At 36.0% G+C, this 25,476-nt stretch carries 22 protein-coding genes and 1 pseudogene; 10 read left to right on the top strand and 13 right to left on the bottom strand.

Annotation, left to right across the window (positions count from 1 at the left end; genetic code table 11):
- Positions 1-40: 40 nt before the first annotated feature.
- The 3 genes from R4Z09_RS11485 to R4Z09_RS11475 all read right to left on the bottom strand — a co-directional run bounded on the left by R4Z09_RS11485 (position 41) and on the right by R4Z09_RS11475 (position 2,643).
- Positions 41-289, bottom strand: a complete 249-nt coding sequence (locus R4Z09_RS11485; protein WP_338452445.1) for an amidohydrolase family protein — start codon at positions 287-289, stop codon at positions 41-43.
- A 265-nt stretch (positions 290-554) separates the two neighbouring features.
- Complete coding sequence (locus R4Z09_RS11480; protein ID WP_338452444.1) at positions 555-1,013, bottom strand: NAD(P)H-dependent oxidoreductase; 459 nt, start codon at positions 1,011-1,013, stop codon at positions 555-557.
- Between the two features lie 373 nt (positions 1,014-1,386).
- On the bottom strand, positions 1,387-2,643 hold the full coding sequence (locus R4Z09_RS11475; RefSeq protein ID WP_338452443.1) for a HAMP domain-containing sensor histidine kinase: 1,257 nt from the start codon (positions 2,641-2,643) through the stop codon (positions 1,387-1,389).
- 981 nt (positions 2,644-3,624) lie between these two features.
- On the opposite strand from R4Z09_RS11475, the gene R4Z09_RS11470 reads away from it, so the two are divergent.
- The gene (locus R4Z09_RS11470) at positions 3,625-5,058 is read left to right on the top strand and encodes a purine-cytosine permease family protein (protein WP_338452442.1); all 1,434 of its coding nucleotides are present in this window, start codon (positions 3,625-3,627) and stop codon (positions 5,056-5,058) included.
- Positions 5,059-5,297: 239 nt separating this feature from the next.
- Here R4Z09_RS11470 and R4Z09_RS11465 read toward each other — a convergent pair whose 3' ends face one another.
- Entirely contained in the window at positions 5,298-5,819 is a 522-nt protein-coding gene (locus tag R4Z09_RS11465) for a hypothetical protein (protein WP_338452441.1), read from the bottom strand.
- A gap of 349 nt (positions 5,820-6,168) precedes the next feature.
- Between R4Z09_RS11465 and R4Z09_RS11460 the strand changes: the two genes are divergently transcribed.
- From R4Z09_RS11460 to R4Z09_RS31040, 3 genes are all read left to right on the top strand, one after another.
- Positions 6,169-6,387, top strand: a complete 219-nt coding sequence (locus tag R4Z09_RS11460) for a DUF1659 domain-containing protein (protein ID WP_338452440.1) — start codon at positions 6,169-6,171, stop codon at positions 6,385-6,387.
- Between the two features lie 34 nt (positions 6,388-6,421).
- Positions 6,422-6,640, top strand: a complete 219-nt coding sequence (locus R4Z09_RS11455; RefSeq protein ID WP_338452439.1) for a DUF2922 domain-containing protein — start codon at positions 6,422-6,424, stop codon at positions 6,638-6,640.
- An 85-nt stretch (positions 6,641-6,725) separates the two neighbouring features.
- Entirely contained in the window at positions 6,726-6,863 is a 138-nt protein-coding gene (locus tag R4Z09_RS31040) for a YvrJ family protein (protein WP_422392262.1), read from the top strand.
- A 1,004-nt stretch (positions 6,864-7,867) separates the two neighbouring features.
- On the opposite strand, the gene R4Z09_RS11450 is transcribed toward R4Z09_RS31040, so the two are convergent.
- Together R4Z09_RS11450 and R4Z09_RS11445 are read right to left on the bottom strand one after the other, a co-directional pair.
- Positions 7,868-10,999: an efflux RND transporter permease subunit gene (locus R4Z09_RS11450; RefSeq protein ID WP_338452438.1), complete on the bottom strand. Its 3,132-nt coding sequence runs from the start codon at positions 10,997-10,999 to the stop codon at positions 7,868-7,870.
- A gap of 125 nt (positions 11,000-11,124) precedes the next feature.
- Positions 11,125-13,491, bottom strand: coding sequence for a bifunctional YncE family protein/alkaline phosphatase family protein (locus tag R4Z09_RS11445; protein ID WP_338452437.1), 2,367 nt, complete (start codon positions 13,489-13,491; stop codon positions 11,125-11,127).
- 440 nt (positions 13,492-13,931) lie between these two features.
- Here R4Z09_RS11445 and R4Z09_RS11440 point away from each other — a divergent pair, with 440 nt between their 5' ends.
- Together R4Z09_RS11440 and R4Z09_RS11435 are read left to right on the top strand one after the other, a co-directional pair.
- Positions 13,932-14,072, top strand: coding sequence for a YvrJ family protein (locus tag R4Z09_RS11440; protein ID WP_338452436.1), 141 nt, complete (start codon positions 13,932-13,934; stop codon positions 14,070-14,072).
- A gap of 258 nt (positions 14,073-14,330) precedes the next feature.
- Positions 14,331-15,188 (top strand): annotated as a pseudogene (locus R4Z09_RS11435) (alpha/beta fold hydrolase).
- A 248-nt stretch (positions 15,189-15,436) separates the two neighbouring features.
- Here R4Z09_RS11435 and R4Z09_RS11430 read toward each other — a convergent pair.
- A complete protein-coding gene (locus R4Z09_RS11430) occupies positions 15,437-16,630 on the bottom strand; it encodes a YhgE/Pip domain-containing protein (RefSeq protein WP_338452435.1) in 1,194 nt (397 codons plus the stop codon).
- A 169-nt stretch (positions 16,631-16,799) separates the two neighbouring features.
- On the opposite strand from R4Z09_RS11430, the gene R4Z09_RS11425 reads away from it, so the two are divergent.
- Entirely contained in the window at positions 16,800-17,417 is a 618-nt protein-coding gene (locus R4Z09_RS11425; RefSeq protein ID WP_338452434.1) for a TetR/AcrR family transcriptional regulator, read from the top strand.
- Between the two features lie 174 nt (positions 17,418-17,591).
- Here the strand turns inward: R4Z09_RS11425 and R4Z09_RS11420 are convergent, their stop codons facing one another.
- The 3 genes from R4Z09_RS11420 to R4Z09_RS11410 all read right to left on the bottom strand — a co-directional run bounded on the left by R4Z09_RS11420 (position 17,592) and on the right by R4Z09_RS11410 (position 21,467).
- Complete coding sequence (locus tag R4Z09_RS11420; protein ID WP_338452433.1) at positions 17,592-18,566, bottom strand: NAD(P)-dependent alcohol dehydrogenase; 975 nt, start codon at positions 18,564-18,566, stop codon at positions 17,592-17,594.
- 817 nt (positions 18,567-19,383) lie between these two features.
- Positions 19,384-19,590, bottom strand: a complete 207-nt coding sequence (locus R4Z09_RS11415; RefSeq protein WP_338452432.1) for a hypothetical protein — start codon at positions 19,588-19,590, stop codon at positions 19,384-19,386.
- Positions 19,591-20,192: 602 nt separating this feature from the next.
- A complete protein-coding gene (locus R4Z09_RS11410) occupies positions 20,193-21,467 on the bottom strand; it encodes an IS110 family transposase (RefSeq protein WP_338452431.1) in 1,275 nt (424 codons plus the stop codon).
- Positions 21,468-21,629: 162 nt separating this feature from the next.
- On the opposite strand from R4Z09_RS11410, the gene R4Z09_RS11405 reads away from it, so the two are divergent.
- Both R4Z09_RS11405 and R4Z09_RS11400 read left to right on the top strand, forming a co-directional pair.
- A complete protein-coding gene (locus R4Z09_RS11405) occupies positions 21,630-22,094 on the top strand; it encodes a DUF3885 domain-containing protein (protein ID WP_338452430.1) in 465 nt (154 codons plus the stop codon).
- Between the two features lie 159 nt (positions 22,095-22,253).
- A complete protein-coding gene (locus R4Z09_RS11400) occupies positions 22,254-22,580 on the top strand; it encodes a hypothetical protein (RefSeq protein ID WP_338452429.1) in 327 nt (108 codons plus the stop codon).
- A gap of 55 nt (positions 22,581-22,635) precedes the next feature.
- Here the strand turns inward: R4Z09_RS11400 and R4Z09_RS11395 are convergent, their stop codons facing one another.
- The 3 genes from R4Z09_RS11395 to R4Z09_RS11385 form a co-directional block, all read right to left on the bottom strand.
- Complete coding sequence (locus R4Z09_RS11395) at positions 22,636-22,764, bottom strand: hypothetical protein (RefSeq protein ID WP_338452428.1); 129 nt, start codon at positions 22,762-22,764, stop codon at positions 22,636-22,638.
- A gap of 143 nt (positions 22,765-22,907) precedes the next feature.
- Positions 22,908-23,579: a peptidylprolyl isomerase gene (locus R4Z09_RS11390; protein WP_338452427.1), complete on the bottom strand. Its 672-nt coding sequence runs from the start codon at positions 23,577-23,579 to the stop codon at positions 22,908-22,910.
- Positions 23,580-23,649: 70 nt separating this feature from the next.
- Entirely contained in the window at positions 23,650-24,222 is a 573-nt protein-coding gene (locus R4Z09_RS11385) for a thymidine kinase (RefSeq protein ID WP_338453253.1), read from the bottom strand.
- A 251-nt stretch (positions 24,223-24,473) separates the two neighbouring features.
- On the opposite strand from R4Z09_RS11385, the gene R4Z09_RS11380 reads away from it, so the two are divergent.
- The gene (locus R4Z09_RS11380) at positions 24,474-25,388 is read left to right on the top strand and encodes a class I SAM-dependent methyltransferase (RefSeq protein ID WP_338452426.1); all 915 of its coding nucleotides are present in this window, start codon (positions 24,474-24,476) and stop codon (positions 25,386-25,388) included.
- Positions 25,389-25,476: the final 88 nt, after the last annotated feature.

The following is a 25,476-nucleotide window of genomic DNA, read 5'->3' as shown; positions in this document are numbered from 1 at the left end:
GTTGATGAACATGTCTGGCACATAAAAAATCAAGCTTAATCTAATTTTGTTTCATAAATGGAGTGATAATGTCATCGATTAAATATATTTTCCCATCTTTCATAACCATTTGGACGTTAACGGTATCTTTTATTTCTTCTAATGGGTTCCCCTTCACGAAAACAATATCCGCAATCTTCCCCTCCTCAATGGTACCTAGATCATCCTCAACACCCATCTTTTTCGCTGGGTAATATGTGGCAGTACGTAATGCTTCATATGGTGTCATTCCATATGCGGTCATAGCCATCTATTCATCTATGAGTCCAGAATGTAACATAGAAAATGTAAGAGATTTGGATATGTATATTTCATCATCGCAAATATGAGGAATCATAAAAAACCTCAGAAATAATGTTAAATTTATTAGTCACATTATAACAGAGGCTAATTTTCAAAAAAGTATTATTATTTATTTTAATTCTTGTTGAAAAGATTCTTTTCAATGCAGTGTTCTTTAATATGGTCCAAGTATAATGGAATACTCTTTTCAACATCTTCACGTGTGCTATTATTTAGAACATAAAAACAAAGGAAGGCAAAAATTTCATTCCAACTAAGTTACTCATAGCTTGAAATGGCTTTGTTAACTCATCTATGGAAAATTGATTCTTTCCGCCAGCTTTATAAGCGGTCATTGCACTTCCAGTTGAAATGGCTAACATGAATGATTTTCCATTTAGTTTTGTTCCATCACTTCCGTAAGCCCATCCATATGTTAAAACTTCAACATGAACATACACCCATTGTTCATCACCATTTTTCAGTTTTAGTATTACCAACTTATCGGAAAAACGCTTATTACTTAGTGATTCAGGAATAATGGTATGAAGCTTTTGTTCGAGGAATTCAGGAGGGATTGTAAAATCAACTTGTTCATATAATTCAGGTGAAAAAAACAGAAGAAACTCTTCAAATAAATCTGTTATGATATCTTTCCACAAATGATCGTAATCTGGATAAGCATCACTCAAGCAAACCAACATCTTTCTATTTTTTTAACACTTCTTAATTCGACAAATTTCTAGTTTAACTTGCTAGACTTGCAAGCATTTATTATTATTTTACCACAATAATTCAAGTGGGACGGTTCTTGCGCTTAGAGAATGTAGTATTGGCCCCAACACTTTATACCAAGATGGGCACACTTGCCATCCATCTGTTTTTAAGTATATAGAAAAGCGTGTTTATTTTTAAAGTTTTCCATAATACAAGTTTCGACAATCACTTTAAGTATAGAACATCGCTTTGAATTTTTCCCCAATAGCCTTTTGACTTTCCGACAAACCAATTCATAATACAGGTGCCAGGCATCATCCAATATTGAAATGGCGCCTGACACCTTGTTCATGAAGTATAACTAGGAAGGGTTATTCTTATCGTTGTTCCTTTATTTAAAACACTATCTATCTTAATTTTCCCATTCATTGTCTCTATTGTTTTTACAATAACCATTGAACCTAATCCAGTCCCCTTTTCTTTAGTACTGTAATAAGGTTCGCCAAAACGGCTTATTTGTTCTTTGCTCATGCCAACACCGGTATCACTTATTTCAATTATGATATCGAATTTACTTACTGTTGTAACTACACTAAACTCCCCACCGTTTGGCATTGCCTCTATACTATTTTTTATCAGATTTAAAAGACATTGCTTGAAATGTTGAATATTTCCTCGTGTAATTCCTGGCGCTAACTCTTCTGATATCTTCACCGAATTCATATTGGCCATTGGTTTCGTCATTTCAATAATACTTCTTATTTCACGATCTATGAAAATAATGCCTATATCTTCGGTTGTAGGTTTTGCATATGTTAAGTAATCATTAATAATGGTCTCTGCAGATTTAAGCTCTCTTACCACATGTTGTAAGTACCGTTCTCTATCTTCTGGAGAAAGGTCAGGATCTTTTAGAAGATCAATAAACCCTTTTACAACGGTTAAAGGATTTCTAACTTCGTGGGAAATACTTGCAGCTAACTGGCTAACAACTTCCATTTTTTCTAGCTTTGTTATTTTTGACCTTAGATTAATTGCCTCACTTAATATTTCTATTATATATACAACGAAAAACATCACTACTGGAGGAAGGAAAATAAAATAAAACATGTAAGCTTCCGTCACCCTAAATGAATCAGACATGATAACAGCGATAGAAGTTGTTAGTATTCCAAGAAACAAAGATAACAGAACGGAGAAAATAAGTTTATTTTTTCTATTGAACATGCTGAACTTCTTTGAAAAAAGTGCCGTGATAATAAAGATCACGATATAAACAATAAGAGTTAGAGAGTTAAATCCATAAATAAAAAATCTAGTTGTCAACAAAATAATCAACAAAGCAACCCCGACAGGCCATCCGCCATAAAGGATACCAATTAGAAAAGGAATTTGCCTTAAATCATGGATACAATATTCATCAATATAAATAGGGAATTTCATACATAAAATACTTGGTAAACTCATGCATGCTGTCATAAGGATTTTTTGATAATTTTTAAGCGACGTTTTTAAATTATCAATTAAAACGAAGAAAACAAAAATACTTACTAAGATGTAAAACAAGTTATCTAAAACATTTTGATTAATATAAATGAAGTCCATAATAAATATCCTTTGTCAAAATTTATTAGCATTTTCTATTATAAAAGAAAAGTCCTTTAAAAGAGAGCTTTTTTTATTTATGTGAAAAATTCCCAAAGATTGATATTAACCTACTATTTAAACAAAAATTAGCATTATACTTCGTTTTTTATAAAGTCAAGATTAGGTTTGGTTAGGTGTCAAACTAAATGGTAAAGGCTAGTAATATCTTTTTCTTTTTTAGCTATAACATTGAAAGCCTTTCTCTTTTTAGGTGAACAACTGGCTTGGTTACAAGGAATTGGTAGTATCATTGTCATAACAGGTTGTTATTTATTTTCCCACTTTGCAAAAAAGATGAAGACAAAACGAGATGTAGTCACCAATGAAAGCTTTCAAAACTGATATATTTATTGAGCTTTCTTTAGTATTTATTTTCATGAAAATTTTAGAGAATAAGGACTTGAGAAAAAGGTTTCTTAACTTTTAGGAATTTTCCTTTCAACGAAGTGTATTACAAAAAGATAGTTAAGTATAGTTTTCTCTTTTATTTTATATTTTCAGCAATTGGGCGCAATCCTGGATTAGCGCTCTTTTTCCTTTTAAACCAGTTTATAGTTTGTCTGCGTTTTTCCTTTAAGTAGAAACTTGTTCTTATAATTAATTTTCATTGTTATCTGCCAGTTGGATTTTTATTCAGCCAGATGTATGGGACTAATGTGTAAAATCAAGGCAAAACCCACCTTTTTAAAGGTTGATTAATGCCTACTTTCTCTCAGATCCTTGATTATGTTAACTAACTATGCATATAATATAATAGTGGCGGACAGATACAGTCTGCGAAGGATCATATATTTTTCTTTTTCTCAAAATAAAATTTGCTCAAAACTACACATTCTGCTGTACCCAAACAAGCATTCAATCTTGAACGGGTGTAAATTGAATGTGAAAATGAACGCAGGAAGGGGGCAGGATGTGAGGAGCTCATGAAAGGATGATTACATGAATGTAGATCAAACTAAAGATCTCCAAGAAGAAGAAAAAGACGATTATTCATTTGATAAGGTTCCGGTAGAAAAACGGAACATGGGATGGTTTAGTGTAACCAACATCACGTTTGGTATTGCCACAGCGATTTTTTATTTTCAAACAGGCAGTGTAATGGCCCTTCAGTATGGCGCGATGAACGCGATTATTTCAGCAATTTATGCCATCATTATTGCTGGAGTCTTAGGTACAGTGATTGCCTATTTATCCGCGAAGTCAGGAATGAACGTAAACCTCATGTCTAGACAGGGGTTTGGGTATATTGGTGCTTCGTTAACTTCATTGATATACGCATCGAATTTCATCATGTATTGCGCCTTTGAAGGCATGATTCTCGTTTCTGCAATACATGCATTTTTCCCCTCAATTCCACTATGGCTTTTAATTATCGTATTCGGATCTATCGTCATCCCGCTAAATTGGTTTGGGATCAAACAACTCGATAAATTACAAAAATGGTCTTTACCCATCTTCTTTATCTTTTTAATTGCCATCATAATGGTCGCAGCCAATATGCCGTCTCAATTTGATGGACACTTTTGGAACTATATGCCAAAAGGTGTACAGATAGGTGGAACAGCTTTACTCTTATGTATAGGAATGCAGCACGGGATTATGGGATTAACCGCTTTAATTGCGTCAGATTATGCTCGTTTCCTTAAACCCAAAGATATTAAAATCGGATCCATTATGATCGGATTTATTCCGCAAATTTTCTGTTTTGGTGTCATGGGCTTACTTGGAATATGGTTTGGTGTCCGGTTTGCTGAATCGAATCCGGGGGTATATATTGTCACAATTCTTGGACTAGGCGGAGTTTTATTTACGATGTTAACACAATTACGTATTAACGTTACAAATATTTATAGTGCTTCCCTATCATTGTCCAACTTTTTTGAGAATGTATTTCATTTCAAACCCGATCGTCGCTTCTGGGTGGTTGTCTCAGGCGTCGTATCGATCGTACTAATGCTTGGCGGTATTTTAGATTATTTAGGTAGTGCGATGACATTCCAAGGGGTTCTCTTAATGGCATGGGCTGCTATTTTAGTGACAGATGCTTTAGTCGTGAAGAAGTTGTTGAAAATTGTACCGATGGAATATGAAGCAAGACAAGAAAAATTATATAAATGGAATCCCGCTGGGGTTGCACCCTTAATTATCTCAAGTGTCCTTGGAACGATTGCTGGATTAGGATACATGGGGACGTTCCTACAAAATACAGCCACTTTCTTTGCGGCCATATTAGCTTCAATCCTGACCATTGTAGTAGCTTTCTATACGAAGGGTAAATACTACAGTAAAGAAGTTAAAGAAATAAGTATACAACGAAAAAAAGAAAAAGAAAGAAAAATGTCAGCATACACAAAAGAAGTACCAGTTGAATAATGCAAGTAATGGCAAATGATACTGGTATAATCAAAGATCCTGCATTGATAAGCAGGACCTTTTTTTATTCAGCAATGGGTCATTTCCCTTTTCCAAGGAAATGAACATTTTCCAATTTATCCAAATAAATCGATCGACATTCCATACAGCAATGGTCATTTTAGGTTGCAACATAGAATTATTTCCTGACGTAATCCTAACAAAAAAGCAGCTAGAATAGCTGCCTTTAATCAATTCCTTTATTTGTTTTGCAAAACCATCATAATTTCATTATTTTCCCCTAATGCCCCATAATTTTCAAATCCATAACGCTCAAAGTATTGTACGTTCTCTTCTGTTTCTGCCCATAAGCAGATAGGAGAATCTATCTTTTTGGATAAAAGAATAACCTTTTGCATGATCTTATATCCTTCCCCTTTTTGCATCGAATGAAGGTTTAGTATTTCTAGAATAAGATTATGACCTTCAAAGAATTGCTTCAAATTCTCATTTGGTCGATTAAATCCAATAACTAAGGCAGCTTTTAAATTTTGCTTTAATAAGATTAATCCATTCCCTTTCGGAAGCAATGCTAAATAAAAGTTGAACTCTGTTTGTTTAGCTACCCATTTCAAATATTGCTTTGCTTTTTCATCTGCATTTTTATCTTTCTCTAAGGCTGATATTTCAGCCATTAAGGTTTCCCTAGATTGCGGATGCATGTGCTGAATATTTTTAGTAAAAACCTCATTCTGTAAATTTTCTATTTCTGATGTGTTCATGTTTCTTTCTCCTTTTCTTAGGCTGTTCACTTTTAAGCATATCTTCTATTTCTTGCTTTTTCTACTCTTATGTTTGTTTTTGTACATGTACTGCATTTGGAAATCACCAGGATGGTCCTGTCGTTTCTATCATTCAATCAATTAATCTCTCTGTGGCGTTTATTCTAGATAAGGCTTTTTTGTTTCTTCAAGATAATCTTAAACCACACCCATGATCCTCAATAGTAGAAATGCGAGAACCGCCACCACGTTTCAAAAAGCAGTAACAGATTCGAAAAAATGTTAAATTCATGGGACACTTTTAACCCCTTTCTCTATATAAAGAGTATGAAAGGAGAGGATGATGAAGATGGCACAGACATTGATCAAATCTATGAAACTGCGTTTGACTTATGAGACAGGGATTGACGAAGGCGGGAAACCAATTTTCAAGACGAAGACCTATAGTGGTGTGGTGGAATCGGCTACGGCTGATCAGCTTTACCAGATTGGGCAGGCACTGGCTTCCCTTTCGATCCATCCGCTTGCAACAGTCGAAAAGAATGGTTTGTATGAAGTACTTGCCTAAGAAAGAACGAAGTTAATAGGAGAGGATGACGGATATGGCAAAAACACTCGAATTGCATTTTACAACTGGTTTGGGGAAAACTTCAAAGCTGACGATTGACTTTCCGAAGGAGCCGGTCGATAAAGCAGCTGTAAAACAGGTGATGGATTTGATTATTGCAGCCAACATTTTCGGTGGTGGCAATCAAAGCTTTGTCAGTGCAAAAGAAGCACGTCTTGTCGAGCATAACGTAACAGATTACGAGATTGTGTAAGTGTATCTCCCTTCATAAACGTTGAAAACAAAAGGGCTGCTTTCCTTTAGGAGGCAGCCCTTTCTACTATTAATGAAGAAATGAGGTGACCATCGTGGAACAATTCATTCCCCTCATAAGTGAGGTCGGCTTTCCGATTGCCGTTACCCTGTTCTTACTTTATCAAATTGAAGCAAAACTCGATAGCGTGTTCAATCGAATCAAAGCCTTCCGGAACGCTTAAGCGGAAAATAGATAACGATGTGATCTCTTTTATTCAAGTTCCATAAACATATCAAAGCTCAGCTGAACAAAAAAAGCAGGTAACATGAATGAATGAAAACTAGATGTGTCTGGTAATTAATATTTATATAAATTTTGCTACACTGTGCTTATTGAATAATAATTTAGATTGTATACCGAAAAGATTGTGAAAAAATCTACTTAAGTTAACGGGCAAGTTAATCGAAGAAATAAGCATAGTTTCTCCCAAAAATTGAGTTGCCTTTAATATTCACTATTAATGGTATAATGTAATCAAATAGTTTATGGAGTGGGAAAATTGAAAATTCCTTGGTACATTAATTTAACAGTTATAGTCCTCATTGTTTTCGGTATCTGGGTCATAGAGATAATATACATTCGTGTACTTTTTTGTATTGGCTTAATAATCCAGTTTGTGTCATTGATAATAAATTGTTTTGATAAGTTTTCAAAAAGAAAGAATAAATTTCTTTAAAGTGATGACTAGGGACAAGTTTGTGCAGAAATGTACTTAAACAAACGGGGTGCTCTAGTGAAAGAAGAATTAATTGGTTTTTTAGGTTCGGATCATATTTTATTTATTCCATTAAAGGAAGCTATTGTTAAATAAAACTTAGATTTTCAAAGGACTTTATTGTCATATTTTTTATCATAGAGAAGTATCTTACATCAAAAACTAAACAACATATTTTTAACCCCGAACTAATTATTTGAACGGGTAAAACTTTTGCTGAACGCATTCGTAAAGCCGTAGAAGAATCAGAGTTTTTTTATCATTATAAGCAAATTTCTATCACAATCAGTTTAGGAATAAAAGAGTACAAATCAGAAAAAATTATTACTAGTTTTATAATTTATCGTACAAATATTAATAATATTAATCATAGGCATTACCTGATTCTTTAACATTGATAAAGCTACCGGCAACATGCCAGTAGCTTTTCTTCGTATTTAATTGTGAAATAAACCTATTCCTCTGCCCCATTAAGCAGATACTTCCTTTTGTACAGTAGTTTTTGTTTTTGTCTTCGTCGCTTTTCCACTCAGCCATTGATAGATGATGGGAATGACTATGAGGCAGATAAGCGTGGAACTTATCATTCCACCTATCACGACAACACCAAGTGTTTGAGAAACAAGCGTGTTTCCGTTATTTGAGAATGTAAGTGGAAGTAAGGTTAAGATGGTCGTTCCCGCTGTCATTAACACTGGTCTAACCCTTGTTGCGGTTCCAAGTAGAATGGCCTGTTTTGTTTCTATTCCTTCTGCAAGATTTCTTTCAATTTTATCAACGAGCACAATTCCGTTCGTGACAACAATACCAGTGAGCATTAATAATCCAATCAATGCTGCCAGATTCCACTCCATTCTTAAAATAGACATACTCCACACGGATCCAATTAATGCCATTGGAATACAAATCAATACAGCAATCGGTGCATACCAGCCGCGAAATACGGCACTAACAATCATGAGGACAAGGAGAAAGGACAAGGATAGAGCAAGGCCCATTTCCATCACCATTTGTTTTACCTGCTGGGAGATCCCCCCGATAGAATATTCAACACCTGGAGGCAGGTCCAAATTCTCCATTGTGTCTTTCACCTGGCTTGTTACCTTTCCGATATCTCTTGTAATAATATTTCCTGTTACAGCAGCAAATGGAAGTCCATCTCTTTCACTGATCACAGTCTGGGTGCTTGTCTCCAATGATGATATTTCGGCTAATGACACTTGTGACCCATCCTGTGCTTTAAATGTTTCATTTCCTATTTTTGATAAAATGGTCTTTTCCGGCTGTAGATCTCCGGCTAATTCAAAACGTTCCTGTTCATTCATCTGAAGTACAACAGGGGTGATATAGTATTTGGCAGAAATATCCATTCTGACGTGTTGAGGTAAATAACCATTGATTCGGTTGAGAACCTCATCGACATTGATACCTAAGCTCTGGATTTTTTCCTGATTGAGTGAGAGATAGTGTTTGACGGGTGCATCCGCATCATTCGCTGTCCCTTCAATACTTAGACCTGGAATCATTTGAAGTTTACTCCTTACTGAAATGGCAGCAGCTGCAAGTTCCCTTTGGTCTGCTCCGGTTAAAATGACTTTTAACTTGGAATCATCTCCAGAAATATTTTGATTGGACACCGTGTAAACAGCGTTTGTTGATAATGAGCCCAGCTGATTACGCAATTGTTCCACAAATAAGTCGATATCGTTTTGATCATTAATTCCAACCGAAATATTTGCGATATTTTGCTTCTGCATCCAGCCTCCGCCTTCATCAAAAACGTCATCAAACATCGGTGTAAATGACGATCCAAGTGTGGAAGAAAATGTGTTCACCTCAGGAATGTCCTTTAAGATGGTTTCAATATTTTTCACTTCAGCATCTACATCTGAAAGCTGTGCTTGCTCTGGCAGCTCAACCTGGATCGCTACATCTTTCACATTTCCTCTTGGAAAAAAGTTTACTGGTAAAAACACAGCTTGAGCAACCGTAATCCCAAACAAAGCCACAGCCAGAATGGCAATCGTTTTTTTCTTTACAAAGACCTTTTCAAGTATGTGCCTCGCTTTCGTCTCTATTTCAACTGACTTGGTAACAGGTTTTTTTCTCCAAAGTATATAGGCCAATGTTGGCACAACAAAGATCGAAACCGCAAGTGAAGTGATAAGGGCAATGACAACAGACCAGGCAAATCCGGAAAAAGCAGAGCTAATCATTCCCCCGATAATTGAAATTGGCAAAAACACAGCCACAGTGGTTGCAGTGGAGGAAGAAATAGCAGGGATCATTTCTACTACTCCTTCTGCCAACTGCTGCTTGGTCACTTGGCCGCCTGATTCTTTCAGTAGCTTTCTATACATATTATCGATGACAACTATGGAATCATCGACCACACGACCCATTGCCACAATTAGTCCAGAAATGGTTAAGATATTTAAACTTACATTCATTGCATTTAGGATTGCGGTAGTTGAAAGAAGGCAAATGGGCAAAGACAAGGCAATGATCAATGTGGAACGAACATTCCTGAAAAACAAAAATACACAAAGGATCGAAAAAACAATCCCAATTAACCCTTCTTTTATTAGGCCTTTTAAGGCAGAACTAATTTCATCACCCTGGTCCAATAACACAGAAAGCTTGATCGTTTCTGATTGGATTTCCGGTATAGCTTTGATTCGTTCATTTATCCGTTCCGTCACATCTGTAATGTTTGATGAAGGAGTTTTTAAAACATCGAGAATAACACTTGGTTGTCCACCTGTTCTAGAAATGGTTTGTAAGTCAATCATGCTATTGTCAATTTTCGCAACCTCTTTTACACTTACAGTCCCGCCGTCTTTAGTAGGAATTTGTACACTTTTCAGGTCGACACTATTAATGGGCCAATCTGTCACGCGGATCGGCATAGTTACTTTCCCTTCAGGTCCCCCGTTTTCCTGGATGGTTCCTTGAGGCATGATTGGATGTATAGAAGAAAGTGCATTTTGCACATCTTTTATCGTTAAGCCATATTGGCTTAGGGCATCGTCATTGAGTGTCAAAAGGTATCCATTTTTTCCTGCCCCGGTGACACGCACTTCCCTTACACCTGGAACATGCTTTATTTCATTTGCTACTTTTTCTTGTAATGTTGTGCGCAGTTGATTTTCATTTATGTCATTTGAACCGCTCGTCAAACTTAACCTCATGATTGGAAACGAGTTGGTACTGACACGAGTGATCTGAGGTGTTTTCACACCGTCAGGCCATTTCATTTTTTCCATGACAGCTTTTACATCATTTTCCGCTTTTTCCAGATTGGTATGCCCAGGAAAATAAAGGCTCGCCATTAAACCGCCGTCAAATGAGTTTGCTTCAATATAGTTAAGATTATCAACAGTTCCTACAGCTTCTTCCACTTTAGCTGTAATGATTTGCTTAACCTGTTCAGCTTGATATGTATCTGCTTGAATGGTAATCATAAGTGCAGTGTTATTAATAGGTGGAAGATAATCTCTTTGCATTTGAAATGCAGACATGGCACCCCATGTTAAAATGAGAACAACACACGTCAGGATTAAAACTGATCGTTTCATTGTTCCCTCAATCAATCGCATCATTTTTGAAAACCTGCCTTTTAAATAAGATGAGTTCGTATAAGAAAAGGGTGGCCAATAGTGTCTCTAGTGAAAAAATATAAATATTTTTCAGGCATGAGGTATACTATTGTCCCCCCCGTTTTTAATTATTTATTTGAGTTATTATTTTTACCTGGATAAGGTTTATCTCCTTTTGCAGATTTCCAAAGTATCTTGTTTAATTTATCAGAATCAGCATGGTCAACTCCTGTGAAATCTAGTTTTTCAGATTCCATTGCCATTGGTGCATTTTCCCCATTTTTTCGATCAAGCGGATATCTTGGTTCTTCCACCTTAAATGGTTTATAGTTAGGTTTATGGGTGAAAGAATTAACCATTGGAACTGCAGAAGCATCATATTGTGTCATTGGCTTCATTCCTAAGATCATTTCCATTGTACGTAGCATAGACGTTGTATCGTAGAGTGTGCTATCTACTTTTCCTGTTTGTGTATATGGGCTAATCACAAGTGATGTTGTACGGTGAGCATCGACAGAATCCCATCCATTTTGGGCATCATCTTCTGTTACAAAAATAGCCGTTTCTTTCCAATATGGAGAATTACTTACCGTCTCAACAAGTTTTCCTAGTGCATAATCATTTTGTGCCACCATCGCTTGTGGAGTTAGTTCTCCCGTTTTTGTTCCTAGTGTGTGGTCGTTAGGCAGACGAACAATTTGCAGCTGAGGAAGATTCTCATTCTCTACATATTGCTTAAATTCTTCTTCCCATGCATCATAGCGGGTGAGATCAGAAATTTTGAGATTATAAGAAGGAAAGTCAGGGTCATAATTATTTCCTAAACTAGCTTCAGTGGCCACATATTTCCCTGTATTTTTGTCATATTGCGTGAATTCTCCATAGCTTCTGAAGGATACTCCTGAGCGAGCTGCGTTTGTCCATAAGAATCCTGCTTTTGGATAGGCTGCTTCATTTCCTCCTTCAAAATCATAGCCGCGGTTTCGACCTGAGTAGTTTGCAAACCAGTTTTTCTCTACATAATCGTTAGCTTGAGCTGCTGTTGACCAGTTATGTCCTTGTGCACTGATTTCAGCGTTCGCATAAAAGTTATCCAATAATACAAATTGATCGGACAGCTTATGGAGATTTGGAGTAATATCTTCACCAAAAATCGTCAATTCTGGGTCACCATTTCCTTTTTCCATATCACCAAAAACTTGGTCATATGTTCGGTTTTCTTTGATCACATAGATCACATGTTTGATTGGTGATTCCTCTCCTTCAAAGCGAGGAATTGGAAATTTTTCGCTTGCACTGAAACCGGTTGGCTTATAGACTTCATTATTCTTTTCTACTTGTTTTGTATAGTCTTTCAGCTGTTTTTCATTAGGAACATCGATAAATGACATGGTTCCTTTAATCATATTCCCAATATACTGGCCTTCCCGATTCGAGCCCGCACCTAGTCCCTTCCCGTTAAGAACCATTAGTTTGTCTTCATCTAAGTAGATACCACTTGGATACCAAGCAGTTGGGATCAATCCTTTGACTTCACCTGTTGTCAGATCAATAACAGACACATCGTTATTTCCACCATTAGCAACATATAATGTTTTACCATCAGCGCTTAACGAAAGGGCATTTGGCTGGCTTCCTGTAAGTCCATCTTCATTAGGAATTAATGAAATCGTTTTGATTTCTCTTCCTAGCTTTGGATCTACAACAGAAATGGAGTCACTGTCGGAATTGGATACATAGATCGTTCCGTTTGCAGGGTTTTCCACGATTGCGTTCGGGTGGAGACCTACAGCAATGGTACTTTTGACTGCCAATGTTTCTGGATCAATTACACTAATACTACTTTCGCCCCAGTTACTGACATAAAGTGAGCCTCCATCATTACTCAAAACCGTTGCGTAAGGGTGTTTACCCACAGCCATTGTTTTGACAATTTGATTGGAAGCAAGATCAATTTTTGAAATAGAATGGTTTAAATTATTAGCTACAAAAAGAGATTTTCCATCCTTTGAAACTGAAACTCCAGCTGGGTAAAAATTCGTTTTGCTTGCATTTGTTAGCAATATTGGTGCTTGTTCAGTCAGTTTTCCGTTTTCAAATCCATAAACCCGGATTTTGTTGTTGCCCCCTGCTGATGCATAGACCGTTTTTCCATCTGGAGAGAATGCAACTCCAAAATAAAGTGCTTCTGGTGATTTGTAAGGAATCGTTTGGACAACCTCTTGACTGTCAACATCCACAACTTGAAGAGATTGCTCACCTTGTCCATTATTTGAAACAATAAGATACCGATGATCAGGGCTTAATACACCTCCCATTGGAAAATCTCCAAGTGTTACTTGATCACCAGTAGGAGTAACTGTCCAACCATGTGGTGTAACAGCCGTTCCATCTCCTTTAGGTCCAACTAAGTTTGTGTAGGCAGCATACCCAGTTGTTGATCCAAGAAGAACTGTTGCAAGTGAAACTGCCGCAATTACCTTTTTCCGTTTCATTAAGATATCCCCTTTTACATATAGATTAATTGCAAAAATAATATTACTCCTATTATGTAAATTGTCAGTAAAGATTAAATAAATTAATATTAACAATATTAGGAATATATAAGGGTTGAATTTTTCAATTATTAGGAGTAAACAGGAGAGATTTTTAACAGAAAATAGACTATTTTAGGAGAAAACGACTAGGGTTCTTATCCCGGAAATTGAATTTCCAACTTTTTAATTTTTTTATATTTATAATTCTAATAGATTATTAGCTAATTTGGAGAAGTGAAACACAAGTTAGTACATGGGATTTCTTTTAGAAATCCTTTTTTCGTCTCCACTAGACAAGGTGCCTGGCACCTTTATTTAATAAACGTTGAAAACATAAGGGCTGCTTTCCTTTAGGAGGCAGCCCTTTCTACTATTAATCAAGAAATGAGGTGACCATCGTGGAAGAATTCATTCCCCTCATAAGTGAGGTCGGCTTTCCGAATGCCGTTACCCTGTTCTTGCTTTATCGAATTGAAGCAAAACTGGATAGCGTTGTTCAATCGATCCAAAGCCTTCAGGAACGCTTAAACGGAAAATAGGTACCGATGTGATCTCTTTTATTCAAATTCTATTAAAATATCAAAGCTCAGCTGAACCAACAAAAGCAGTTAACATGAACGAAAACTAGACTATTTTCTGGCAATTAATATTTATACAAATTATGTTACACTGTGCTTATTGAACAATCGAGCCATATTGTTGGATAAGCAGGAAATTTTCTTTAGGAGACAGAAGTAGTATTTAATTCTTTTAGTAATAGATAGAAAGAATTCAGTACATTAAAATGGGGCTGTTTTATGGAAAGAAAAATAAAAGTCTTTTCAACAGAAGGTATTACAATTGAATATTCGATAATCGGTAAAGGGAAACCAATATTAGTCATGCACGGTGGTCATTCAAATTGTTATGAAGAATTTGGGTACGATTTTCTTTTTGAAAATAGTTTTTCAATAATTACACCTTCAAGGCCGGGCTATGGAAAAACATCAAAAGAAGTTGGGGAAAGTCTTCCAATAGAGTGTTAATATTATGCAAAATTATTAAACCAATTAAACATCGAAAAAGCTCACATTCTAGCCATTTCTGCGGGAGGTCCCAGTGGAATTATTTTTGCAGCTAACTATCCGGATCACGTTAAAACACTCATTTTACAATCAGCAGTTACAACAGAATGGCTTACCCCCAAGGATAAAGAATATAGAATGGCAAAGATTTTATTTCATCCAAGATTCGAGAAAATTACATGGAAACTAATTTCTACTATGAATAATAGATTTCCTTTGTTTATTTTTAAACAGATGTTTTCTTCATTCAGTACTTTAAAATATAGCGAGGCAAAAAGTAAAATAGATAGCTATGATATAGAAGCCATTAGAAAAATGAACGATCGTCAAAGGTCTGGTTATGGGTTCTATATAGATCTGGAACAGTTCAATGAAATAACAATTGAAGATCTAAAAGCTGTATCATGTCCTACTCTTATCATGCAAAGTAATTATGATCGTTCGGTGCCTATAGAACATGCGTATTTTGCGAAAGAAAACATTCCCTCTTCAAAGCTTTGCCTGATAGACTCGTGGGGACATTTGATTTGGCTCGGCAGATCGTCTAATGAAACTAACCATAATCTTATTAATTTTCTACGATCTTATTAAAACTCTTAATTTAGTCACATTGGATTACTTTTATTCAAGAATATGGCGCTTATCCAGAACAAGGATAGCGTCTTATTTAATGTATTTATGAAAAAGGCTGCCAAACAGCCTTAACTGGTTTAACTCTAGCACCCTGTCAGCGACCATTCAAGAGTAAAGTGTATCTATCTGAGGAAGTTTAAGTACGTTTGTTCACAATCTTTTTCTAAAACAAGCCGTTATCCCATAAGGAAACGGCTTGTTTATTGTTATATCTCTAATTTTTCGGTTTGTGTTTTCTCTTTTAGTGAATTAAGTTTTAAAGCAGAAGCTAGTATGATTACCATACTGACTACTCCAATCCATACAAGGGTAGATAAAGGTGAACTCCAAGATAGTCCCTTTCCGAAGAAGAACAATTCACGCAAACCTTCTATCATAAAACGCATTGGCAACCAAGAATAAATCCACTCTCGATAAAATGGGGACATCATTTCTGGAGCCATCGCAAGCAATGGTGCGCCAAAGAAGAGCATCAAGGCAAAAACAGCGATACTTCTAATGCCTAACAACGAAAATACAGCTAAAATCATTAGGAAAAAGCTAAAGGATGTAATCGTTAGAAATAAAGCTGTATCCGTAAATTGCGGAATATTTAATCCTACCATTCCATCTGCTAACCACGTTAATCCAAATCCGACTACAAGTGAAACAATTGCCCCCATTAAAATTTGTACTGCCTTTGTAGCAAGGTTCTCTTTTCGATTAGCAATTGGTAATTTGCTAACAGCAATAAAGATAATAGCTGCACTAGCTAAGCTTGCAATCCAAAGTGGCTGGAATAAGGAAATAGGAGAATTGCCGTTTGCACTATTAGTACCAATTTCATTCACATTGGTAATTGTTTTTGTAATTGGAGTTGCTAAGCTTGCAGCTTGTTTTGCTGTTAGGGTTGCTCCTTGTTTTTCAAAACCATCAAGGAGTTCTTTACGGACATTGTTGTTCATATTGTCAACTATCCCATTCAATACCTGTCCTGCCATTGTTGAAGCTGCTGTATTCATTCCCTGATTGATATATATTTGAACTTCAGGAGAAGAAGGTGCTGGTGTCCTTAATGATGCCTGTTTAGCACTGAAATCTTTCGGAATGACCAATGTTGCATAATATTTTTGGTTATTCATTCCTTTTTGTGCATCTTCTGCTGTTTTTACTTCAACCCATTTCACAGCAGGATCTTCATCTTTTGTTGCTTTTGTATTTTTTTGCATCATTTCAACAATCGTTTGACCCATATTCAGTTTTGGCTGATTAGGAATTTCCACTCCTTCATCCTCATTTACGATTGCAATCGGCAGGTTTTTAGGTTGTGGCTGGACCGATGGAAATAATGTAAGTGAGAAAATAAAAGTAACTGCCAATGCAATGATTGGTGAAACTAATAACAGTTTGTTCTTGAACATATATTTATTCCTCCCTCTTTTTTTGTTATGATAATAAACAACCCGTTGTTTATTATATTTCTGATTTTATAATTGAACTCTTTTCTGCTCAATAATCAAAAATGTCGGATGTGTTGGTTACGGAACACTTTTTATAAATGTGTTGGATAAAAGTTAGGGGGTAAGTACCTTGCGTGAAAGTAATACGGATTTACGGGTCATTCGAACAAAAGAATCCATCCGAGATGCCCTAGTAGAATTAATCAATGAAAAAGGGTTTGAGGCAATTACAGTTAAAGACATAACAACCAGAGCGAGGATTAATCGAGGAACATTTTATGCACACTATCAAGACAAGTTCGATTTAATAACTAAATGTGAAGACGAAATTATGCTTGAGATGTACAGAATTGCAAAACAGAACATCCCTGGAGTTATTGCCATACTTGAAACCAATTCTCCGACTTTAACACCATTTCCCTTTGCAGTTTCAATTTTTGAATATCTAAATGAAAATAGTGGTTTTATGAAAGCAGTGTTAGGTCCAAAAGGAGATTTATCATTTCAAGCAAGGCTGAAAGATTTTATTTGGAAAGTAATGTTTGGAAATAACACAGATGCACTTTTAAAGAAGGAGAATTTACTTGTTCCAGGACAATATTTAACTTCCTACATTGCATCTGCACATATAGGAGTAATTCAACAATGGTTGGATAGTGGCAGGAAAGAATCTCCTCAAGAAATGGCACGAATTCTATCGACTATTACAGTTAATGGTCCCTTCTTTGCTGCTGGATTAAAAAAATAAATTAGTAAAAGGGACAGTACCTAAAAAACCGTCCCTTTATTATGATTATTCAGAAACACTACTCTTTAAGTACATTATTTCAGTAACTTTACATAATAATAGGGTGATACATTATTTGACTCGAACAAATTCATTCTTCCAGGAGGTATCTATTTAGACATCTTATATTAGTTGTTATGTTTCTACATTTATAACTACATTTCCCTTCTTGTGTCCTTTCTCGACATATCTATGAGCTTCCACAATCTCATCAAACGAATAAGATCTGTCAATGACCACTTTTAATTTCCCCATCTCAACAAGTTCTTTCAGGAAATTTAATGCTTCTGAAGTTTCAGGTGGATTTCGGCTCAATATGAGTTTCTTGCTACTCGTTAATAGAGTCCATAGCATTTGAACACTTGGTAGCGGTTCAGTAACATTTATATAGGTACCCTTGTTCTTTAACAATTTCATACAAGCTGAAAAGGAACTCTTGTTTACCGCTTCAAAGATGACATCATATGTTTCGTCTGTACTAGAAAAATTCTCTGCTGTATAATCAATTACTTTATCAGCTCCCAGAGATTTAACTAATTCCAAATTTTTGGTACTGCATACCCCTGTTACGTTTGCTCCGAGATATTTGGCGATCTGAACTGCATAACTTCCTACACTTCCGGAAGCACCATAGACTAAAACCGATTGACCACTCTTTATACCTGCTTTCCTAAGAAAATACAATGCTGTACGAGCGCCAATAGGAATGGCAGCAGCTTCTCCATAAGTTATATTGGAAGGCATAATAGCTACAGGTCCATCTTCCTCCAAACACTTATATTCGGCATAAGCACCAAATCCAGTCAAGGATGCTGCAAAAACTTGGTCTCCTTGCTTAAACCTTTTTACATTTTTTCCAACTGACTCCACTTCTCCAGCTAACTCCATTCCTAATATCTCTTTTTTTGGTTGTATCAAACCAAGTGTTATACGCGCAGGCAGCCAAAAAGCAAGAGGCACTGTAAAACTCCGTGACCGAATATCTGCTACTGTTACGGTTGTGGCTTTTACTTTAACTAAGATTTCATTTTCTTTTGGAATAGGTTTTTCTACCTCTTTCAATTTAAGAACATCGGGGGGACCATACCTTCTGTACACAATGGTTTTCATTATCCACCTCAAATTAGTTTTATCTTTTTCCTACAGAAGACTCACACTTCAATTTTGTGCAGGGCGTAGCCCAAAAATAAGTCGAAGATGAATGTCGGTTGGCGATAGTAAAAACACTTGTTCGTATGGTATAACATTCCTGTTAGTTGTTCTTTGAAAACTGGATATAAAGGGTTAGTGCGAGAAAGGCTTCTCACTGTAAAATATCCAAGCACCATTCGCCTCCACGCACACCGAAGTTGCGAAAACCAAGCTAAAGTAGGGTGCGTGGCGAATTCAACGTACAAGTTTGCAACACTTGCAGGAGGCTCACGCCACTTGTACTGCTAACCGTCGGTGCGACGGGGATAGCCTGCTAAATAACTGAGGGATACCTCGGTGTTCGCAGGAATCTCCATCTTCAAATTTTCGTTAGAAAATTAAGGTGGAGTAGTTCAATCCTTAATATCATACGAATATTACGAATTAGTAGACCGACAGTCCAATAAATGTTCTTAAACTATACTGCGTCTTTAGCACAAGAAGCGATTGCTCATAAAACAATCGCACCCGTTCGTTTATTTATGGATTTGAATTTCCACATTATTAGTCTTTCCCTCTTAAACTTATTCATATATTATTACCACATTCGTATTCTTATTTTTTTTGATTCAATTTAGAAAAGAAGGAGAAAAGTTCTTTTTATTGAAATAAAGAAGCAAGATAGTGAAAGAGGGAATTACATAGACTACGAAAAAGCTATCTTTCTTTTATGTCAAATATAAAGAAATATCAAGCGCTAAAACGGCTAAAAGAACAGATTTTATCTGTTCCTCCATTAATCATTCTTTTCTTTATTCTCTTTCAGCAATTTCTTGTTTATTTTGTATTGTTTAGAAATTCTTTTAATGATAAAGAAACCTACAATTAAGGCAAATAAGTTTAGTGAATCACCAAAATTAATAGATAGACTAAAGTTGTTATTAATATTTATATCGTTCTTGTTTTCGGTAGTGCCTTTAGAATTATTTTCCCTGTTATTCAATTATATACCCCCGATTTGTCTATACTTCATTCACGATTGTTACTCCTTATACACATTGATATAATATATGAACGAAAAAATCCTTGTATGCTGACAAGTATGTGAATGATTACACTTTAAGTAACGGGGGCTTTACTTTAAGATCGTTGCTTCAGCAGCCTTTTTCTTATTGTGCTCCCTCAGTTAGATAAGATTAGCTCTCAAATACTCACTTATTCGCAGGATTTCAAATCACTTGAAATAACCTTAGGGGACGGATGAAAGGCGTTGTTAGCATTTTGGCTACATGAAGGCGTACTTAAATAAAGGAGGTAGTGGCATCTCCATTATTTTCCATATAATGTACGTATACTTCACGCCACCCCTGGAGGTTTTCGCTCCCATGTCTCAACGGGTCAAATGCCCTCTCATTCCTTCGTCATACCTATCCAAGTGGTAGATGCCGGTCTTTCTAACGGAACGGGTCAGAGCCCTTTTGCACAATAAATCCGGTACTTCGTACTTTCTTTGAAATCCTACGAATAAGCCAATATTCGAAAGTTATTAATCTTAAAGTAAATAATTATAATATTAATATAAAAAATATTTTTTAGTTTATTTAGTTAAGCAGCCATTGGTGCAATTGGTTTTACTTTGTGGGGACAATAAGATTCATTTTTTTTGGCCATTCCAACTAAAACTCTTGCGAGTTTATTAATTAATTTCATAATTGATTTCATTTTCTTCATCTTTTTCACTTTAACATTGTTAGCGTGTAGTTCTTTAAAATCAGGGTTGTTCATGACAAGACTCATAGTCGCTAAATACAAGAAGCGCCGTAAACGAGATCTCCCACGTTTAGAGAGAACAATTTGACCTTTCCATTTTCCTGAACTTGCCTCTGCAAGATGCAATCCAGCATGACGCAATAAAGAATTGCCGTGTGCAAATCCACTTAAATCTCCTGATTCTCCTAGAATGCCTGCAAGGGAAATTTCGCTAATTCCTTTAATGCCAAGTACCTTTCTTACGAAAGGTATATGTTTAAGGACATCAGTGACTTCCTTTTCAACTCGCTCAAGCTGCGCGGTTACTAGATCAAACTCTTGAATCAATTGTTCCAGGTGTAGCTTATAAGCGTCAAGTGCTTGTCGAGTTCCGACTGTATGCATAGCTAATTCAATTAATACCTGTGCTTTTCTTAAACCAGGTTGTCTCTTCATTTGGGTTTTCCAGCCTAAAACGATATCTTGTGCTTTCATTGAACTTAGTTCAAGTGGTGTAGGGAATAAGCGTAGAGTTGCCATTGCCCCTTTGCCTTTAACATCTTTGAATACCTGACGAAGTTCGGGAAAAACAATATCAACCCAACGGTTTATTTGATTAATAGCACTGACAAGTCGTTTAACCGACATGTCACGGTTAGACATTAAAACTCTTAATTTTTCAAAGGCCTCAGAAGTAGGTCGAATAAAGGAATAGTAACCATTCTTGACCATATCAGCAATAACAAGAGCATCTTTTTTATCACTTTTTGAACGGCTATTATCACGGTTTTCCTTATTCTTTTTTACAAGGTGTGGGTTAACAGTTACTGCTTCAATATCTTGGTCATATAGCCATTTTGATAGGTTAACCCAGTAATGTCCTGTAGGTTCCATGCCGATTATAGTAGAGGCAAAACCTTTTAAGGTTTTTAACTGGTTAATCCATTGTAGTAATCTAGCAAAACCCTCTTCATTATTTTCAAATGTAAGAGGATCACCGACTATTATTCCACAGAAATTTACAGCTCTAGCTACGTGTAATTCTTGGGCGATATCCACACCAACCACAAGGTGTTTATCTGAAATTCTCTCAATTAGTTGATTTTGTTTGTCTTGCATCTTAAACTTCATATTAGGGTTCCTCCTTAAGGTTTTGAGTTAGAGTGGTGTCTATATTCATATCTTACTGAGGGACCTAATTTTTTTCAAAGTTGATAAATAGCTGTCTACAGGAATTCTAACGAGTCTGGATATTTCAATAACGGTGATATAATGGTAGAAAAGAGGTGCAAAATGCTTTTAAACAATTTTATGAATGAGAATTTTCCAAACTTAGAACTTAGACCACCCTTGTTTTATTGTTGGTATATTGGTATACGGTTTGAACTAGGGGTGGAGTGGAAAAGGGAATATGACTACCCCAACACCCCCTATATACTGGGATGTTATAAAAGGGCAATTACGTTATTTGAAGCTTTGCATTCTCCAATGGAAGATATTTTTGTCGTGATGGATGTAGATGATTTTGATAGGGGCAAAAACATTAGACATCAGTTAAAGAACTTTTCTCGCTATGTTGAAAAATCATTATTGTTTAGGCTGAAACATCAAGCAATACCTTATATATACCTAGAGGATGATGAAGAAGTTACATATAAAACTCATAGATTTTCTCTATGCTGCAAAACATCTGATTTTAAATATGTCCCATTATTAAAAGCAATTTGTAATCAAGATAGGATTGAGGCCATATTTTAGTTATTCCATTAAAGGACGCTATTGTTGAATCAAGCTTAGATTTTTAAACGACTTAATTGTTAAAGCTTTGCGATCCATCAATAATTAAACAACATTTTTTTAACCCCGGACTAATTATTAGAACGGGGTTATTCTGTTTCCTACCATTCAGCCGGAAATATGATTTTTTGGGGATATCATCAATGGGGATTAACCCATACAACGAAGTTTACACGTGATTATTACGCCATTGCGGAAACAATCTCTGAATTAACCAAGTATCCGATAGATGAACCAGAATCCTACCAACAAGGAGGAGGCTATACGGATTGTTTCATAGAAGAGTTTGAAAAACCTGCCTTTACGGTTGAAATTGGTCAATTAATAGAGGACAGCAGCCTCCCTCTTGAGGAGTTTCCTGACATTTGGGAAAGGAATAAGAATGTAGGTTTATTTTTAGCTGAAAAAGCTTTTGAACGGAAAAAGAATTCTGAGTCAAAAAAATAACCATCTCGCCAACAAAAAAGGATTGGAAGAGATGGTTTTTCTACATGAACACAAATTACTTCAATTTGATTGGTGTGCATACTGCATAAATACTTTCTGTTGGATTTGTTAAATTAACTTTAACTACTTTAAATTCGTTTTCAGAGCCAACTTTCATGTTTTTCTTGATTTGAAGATTTTCCATCGTACTTCCATCCTTTCAAAATACATCTCACACAGAAGTTACTATACGCTGGAGTGTTTGTTTGTGTACTTTGTCTTTTTTTAATAAAATAACACCAGACCACAGGATATTCTAATGAATGTCCTATGGTCTGGTGTTATGCATTATTGCTTCACTGGTTCCGGATAATCAAACCCCTTTGTGTCGACTGTTACGGATTTCATTTTCTGATCTTTCAAGGGCTTGTCCGCACTGTTACGTTCTACAGAAACAATCTTATCAACTGTTTCCATTCCCTCGATGACTTTACCGAAAGCAGCATATTCACCATCGAGATGCGGGGCTTCTTTTACCATTATGAAAAATTGCGATCCAGCGGAATTAGGATCGTTGGTCCGCGCCATGGAAATAACGCCTCGTTCATGTTTCATGTTATTTTCAAATCCGTTTGAGGAAAATTCACCTTCAATGGCATAACCAGGGCCGCCGCCTCCAGTTCCTTCCGGGTCTCCCCCTTGTATCATAAAATCAGGGATGACCCGATGGAAAATAAGTCCATCATAAAATCCCTTTTTTACTAACGAAATAAAATTAGCCACTGTATTAGGAGCAGCTGTTGGATCCAATTCAAGAACGATTTTTTCATCATTCTCCATCGTAATGGTCACAATTGGTTTTTCTTTTACTTCAGAAGAGTAGTCATTTCTTTCTTCTGATGTCTTCTCAGCTTTTTTACTTGACTGTTCATTTTCGGCTTGGGTTCCACAACCTGTCAACAAAATGCCAGCAAGTATCATTGTAATGACAAAGTAAAACAGCTTTAAACGTACGAACATATTTCTTTCCAACCTTCCTGTTAATCATAGTAACTGAATTAATTAATGTAAGAAGCCGCAGAAGTTCGGTTTATAACAATGGTTCTTTGTGATGTTTGCGGCATACTGGATAGTAGTTGTCATTTCCGCCAATTTGGATTTGGCTGCCCTCTCGAACTGGCTTTTTGTTTTCATCTACCCTTAGTGCCATGATCGCTTTTTTCTCACAGAACCAACAAATTGTTTTCATTTCTTCAATTTTATCTGCATATAGCAACATGTACTTGCTTCCTTCAAAAAGCTCGTTTTGAAAATCGTTTTTTAAACCAAATCCCATGACTGGAATATCAAGTTCATCCACAATTCTGGCCATTTGCAGTACATGAGCTTTCGATACGAACTGCACTTCATCAACGAGAACACAGCTTAATGATAAGGGAGACTCACTAACAATAGCAAAAATATTGGTATCAGTATCAATCGGGATGGCATTCCGCTTCAAGCCAATCCTCGATGACACATAACCTATTTTATCTCGATCATCAAGAGCTGAAGTGAAAATCAGGACATTCTTATTTTGTTCCTCATAGTTATGAGCAACCTTGATAATTTCAATCGATTTACCGCTATTCATCGCACCATATTTAAAGAATAATTGAGCCATTTCAACAAACCTTTCTAACATTACTGTGTACTATTTTAATCGTTTCTTCCAACTAAATAAAGAGGCAATGGTGTCAGGTACCTTAAAAGGACCTTTAAGCTGTTTTGTCTTTAAGGGTGCCTGACACAAAAAATAAAGGGTATTGACAAATGATTATTTTTGTGCTATAATTTTATTTTTAAGTTATTATGTTGTATTATAAGATTCTCCTGGCCAGGGGAATCTTATTTTTTTTGAGGGAGGACGTTTTGATGAAGCAGAATGAGTCCAGTGTAACATCCTTGGTATCAGCTTTTAGCAGAGCTTACCACAGTCGATATGATACCCCGATTATCTTTAATGATTTTTTAGCCAAGGATCTCATTTCCCAACAAGAGTTTTCAGATATCAGTAACAATATGATTCAAGGAATCGAGTTTTTTAACAAAGAGGTAGCTCAAAAATTTAAGGATGACCCTGATGAAATTTTAAGATGGATTACACAGGTCCAACTTTCCCCCACTCCTTTAGCCCGTGCAGCTTTTTGCGAAAAAGTATTGCTTCATGAAATTCTTTTAGGTGTAAAACAGTACGTGATTCTTGGAGCAGGCCTCGATACTTTTTGTTTCCGTCACCCAGAATTAAAAAAAAACCTAGAAATCTTTGAAATTGACCATCCTGCTACACAAGAATTTAAAAAGAAACGATTAGCTGATGCCGAATATGCTATCCCTAACCATCTCCATTTTGTTCCGATGGACTTTGCTGATCAGTTCTCGATCCGTCATTTACTAGATAACGGGTTTACTAACGACAAAACCTTCTTTAGTCTTTTGGGTGTATCCTATTATTTAGAGAAAGAAGATTTAGCACGCTTAATTGATCACTTATTTTCCGAACTTCCAGCAGGAAGCTCGATTGTCTTTGATTATGCTGATGAGACGTTTTTTGCGGAAAAAGGATTGTCAAATAGAGTTGAAAATATCATCAAAATGGCTTTAATCGGCGGTGAACCAATGAAATCCTGTTTCACATATCTGGAAATCGAGAAAATGCTGGAAAAATCAAATTTACTCATCTATGAACATCTAACTCCAGCCATGGTTCATGAGCAGTTTTTTCAAAATCGGACGGATTATTTGTCTGCATTTGAAACGATTCATTATGTTCATGCTGTAAAAAAATAATGCAATTTCTGCAATTAATGAGCTTTATTGTCCCATATGGCGTGCTAGTAGTTCGAAATTTTAAAATAAAGGTTTTCAAAAAGGCTGC

It is taken from the genome of Niallia oryzisoli (genome assembly GCF_036670025.1).
GTDB classification, from domain to species: Bacteria; Bacillota; Bacilli; order Bacillales; family Cytobacillaceae; genus Bacillus_BD; species Bacillus_BD oryzisoli.
This window is presented reverse-complemented; position numbering and strand designations above follow the sequence as displayed.

Excerpts from the sequence above, each read along its gene's own strand:
- R4Z09_RS11485 (WP_338452445.1), bottom strand. The coding sequence starts at position 289 with ATGGCTATGACCGCATATGGAATGACACCATATGAAGCATTACGTACT.
- R4Z09_RS11475 (WP_338452443.1), bottom strand. The coding sequence starts at position 2,643 with ATGGACTTCATTTATATTAATCAAAATGTTTTAGATAACTTGTTTTAC.
- R4Z09_RS11470 (WP_338452442.1), top strand. The coding sequence starts at position 3,625 with ATGAATGTAGATCAAACTAAAGATCTCCAAGAAGAAGAAAAAGACGAT.
- R4Z09_RS11465 (WP_338452441.1), bottom strand. The coding sequence starts at position 5,819 with ATGAACACATCAGAAATAGAAAATTTACAGAATGAGGTTTTTACTAAA.
- R4Z09_RS11460 (WP_338452440.1), top strand. The coding sequence starts at position 6,169 with ATGGCACAGACATTGATCAAATCTATGAAACTGCGTTTGACTTATGAG.
- R4Z09_RS11455 (WP_338452439.1), top strand. The coding sequence starts at position 6,422 with ATGGCAAAAACACTCGAATTGCATTTTACAACTGGTTTGGGGAAAACT.
- R4Z09_RS11450 (WP_338452438.1), bottom strand. The coding sequence starts at position 10,999 with ATGATGCGATTGATTGAGGGAACAATGAAACGATCAGTTTTAATCCTG.
- R4Z09_RS11445 (WP_338452437.1), bottom strand. The coding sequence starts at position 13,491 with ATGAAACGGAAAAAGGTAATTGCGGCAGTTTCACTTGCAACAGTTCTT.
- R4Z09_RS11430 (WP_338452435.1), bottom strand. The coding sequence starts at position 16,630 with ATGTTCAAGAACAAACTGTTATTAGTTTCACCAATCATTGCATTGGCA.
- R4Z09_RS11420 (WP_338452433.1), bottom strand. The coding sequence starts at position 18,566 with ATGAAAACCATTGTGTACAGAAGGTATGGTCCCCCCGATGTTCTTAAA.
- R4Z09_RS11410 (WP_338452431.1), bottom strand. The coding sequence starts at position 21,467 with ATGAAGTTTAAGATGCAAGACAAACAAAATCAACTAATTGAGAGAATT.
- R4Z09_RS11405 (WP_338452430.1), top strand. The coding sequence starts at position 21,630 with ATGCTTTTAAACAATTTTATGAATGAGAATTTTCCAAACTTAGAACTT.
- R4Z09_RS11400 (WP_338452429.1), top strand. The coding sequence starts at position 22,254 with ATGATTTTTTGGGGATATCATCAATGGGGATTAACCCATACAACGAAG.
- R4Z09_RS11395 (WP_338452428.1), bottom strand. The coding sequence starts at position 22,764 with ATGGAAAATCTTCAAATCAAGAAAAACATGAAAGTTGGCTCTGAAAAC.
- R4Z09_RS11390 (WP_338452427.1), bottom strand. The coding sequence starts at position 23,579 with ATGTTCGTACGTTTAAAGCTGTTTTACTTTGTCATTACAATGATACTT.
- R4Z09_RS11385 (WP_338453253.1), bottom strand. The coding sequence starts at position 24,222 with ATGGCTCAATTATTCTTTAAATATGGTGCGATGAATAGCGGTAAATCG.
- R4Z09_RS11380 (WP_338452426.1), top strand. The coding sequence starts at position 24,474 with ATGAAGCAGAATGAGTCCAGTGTAACATCCTTGGTATCAGCTTTTAGC.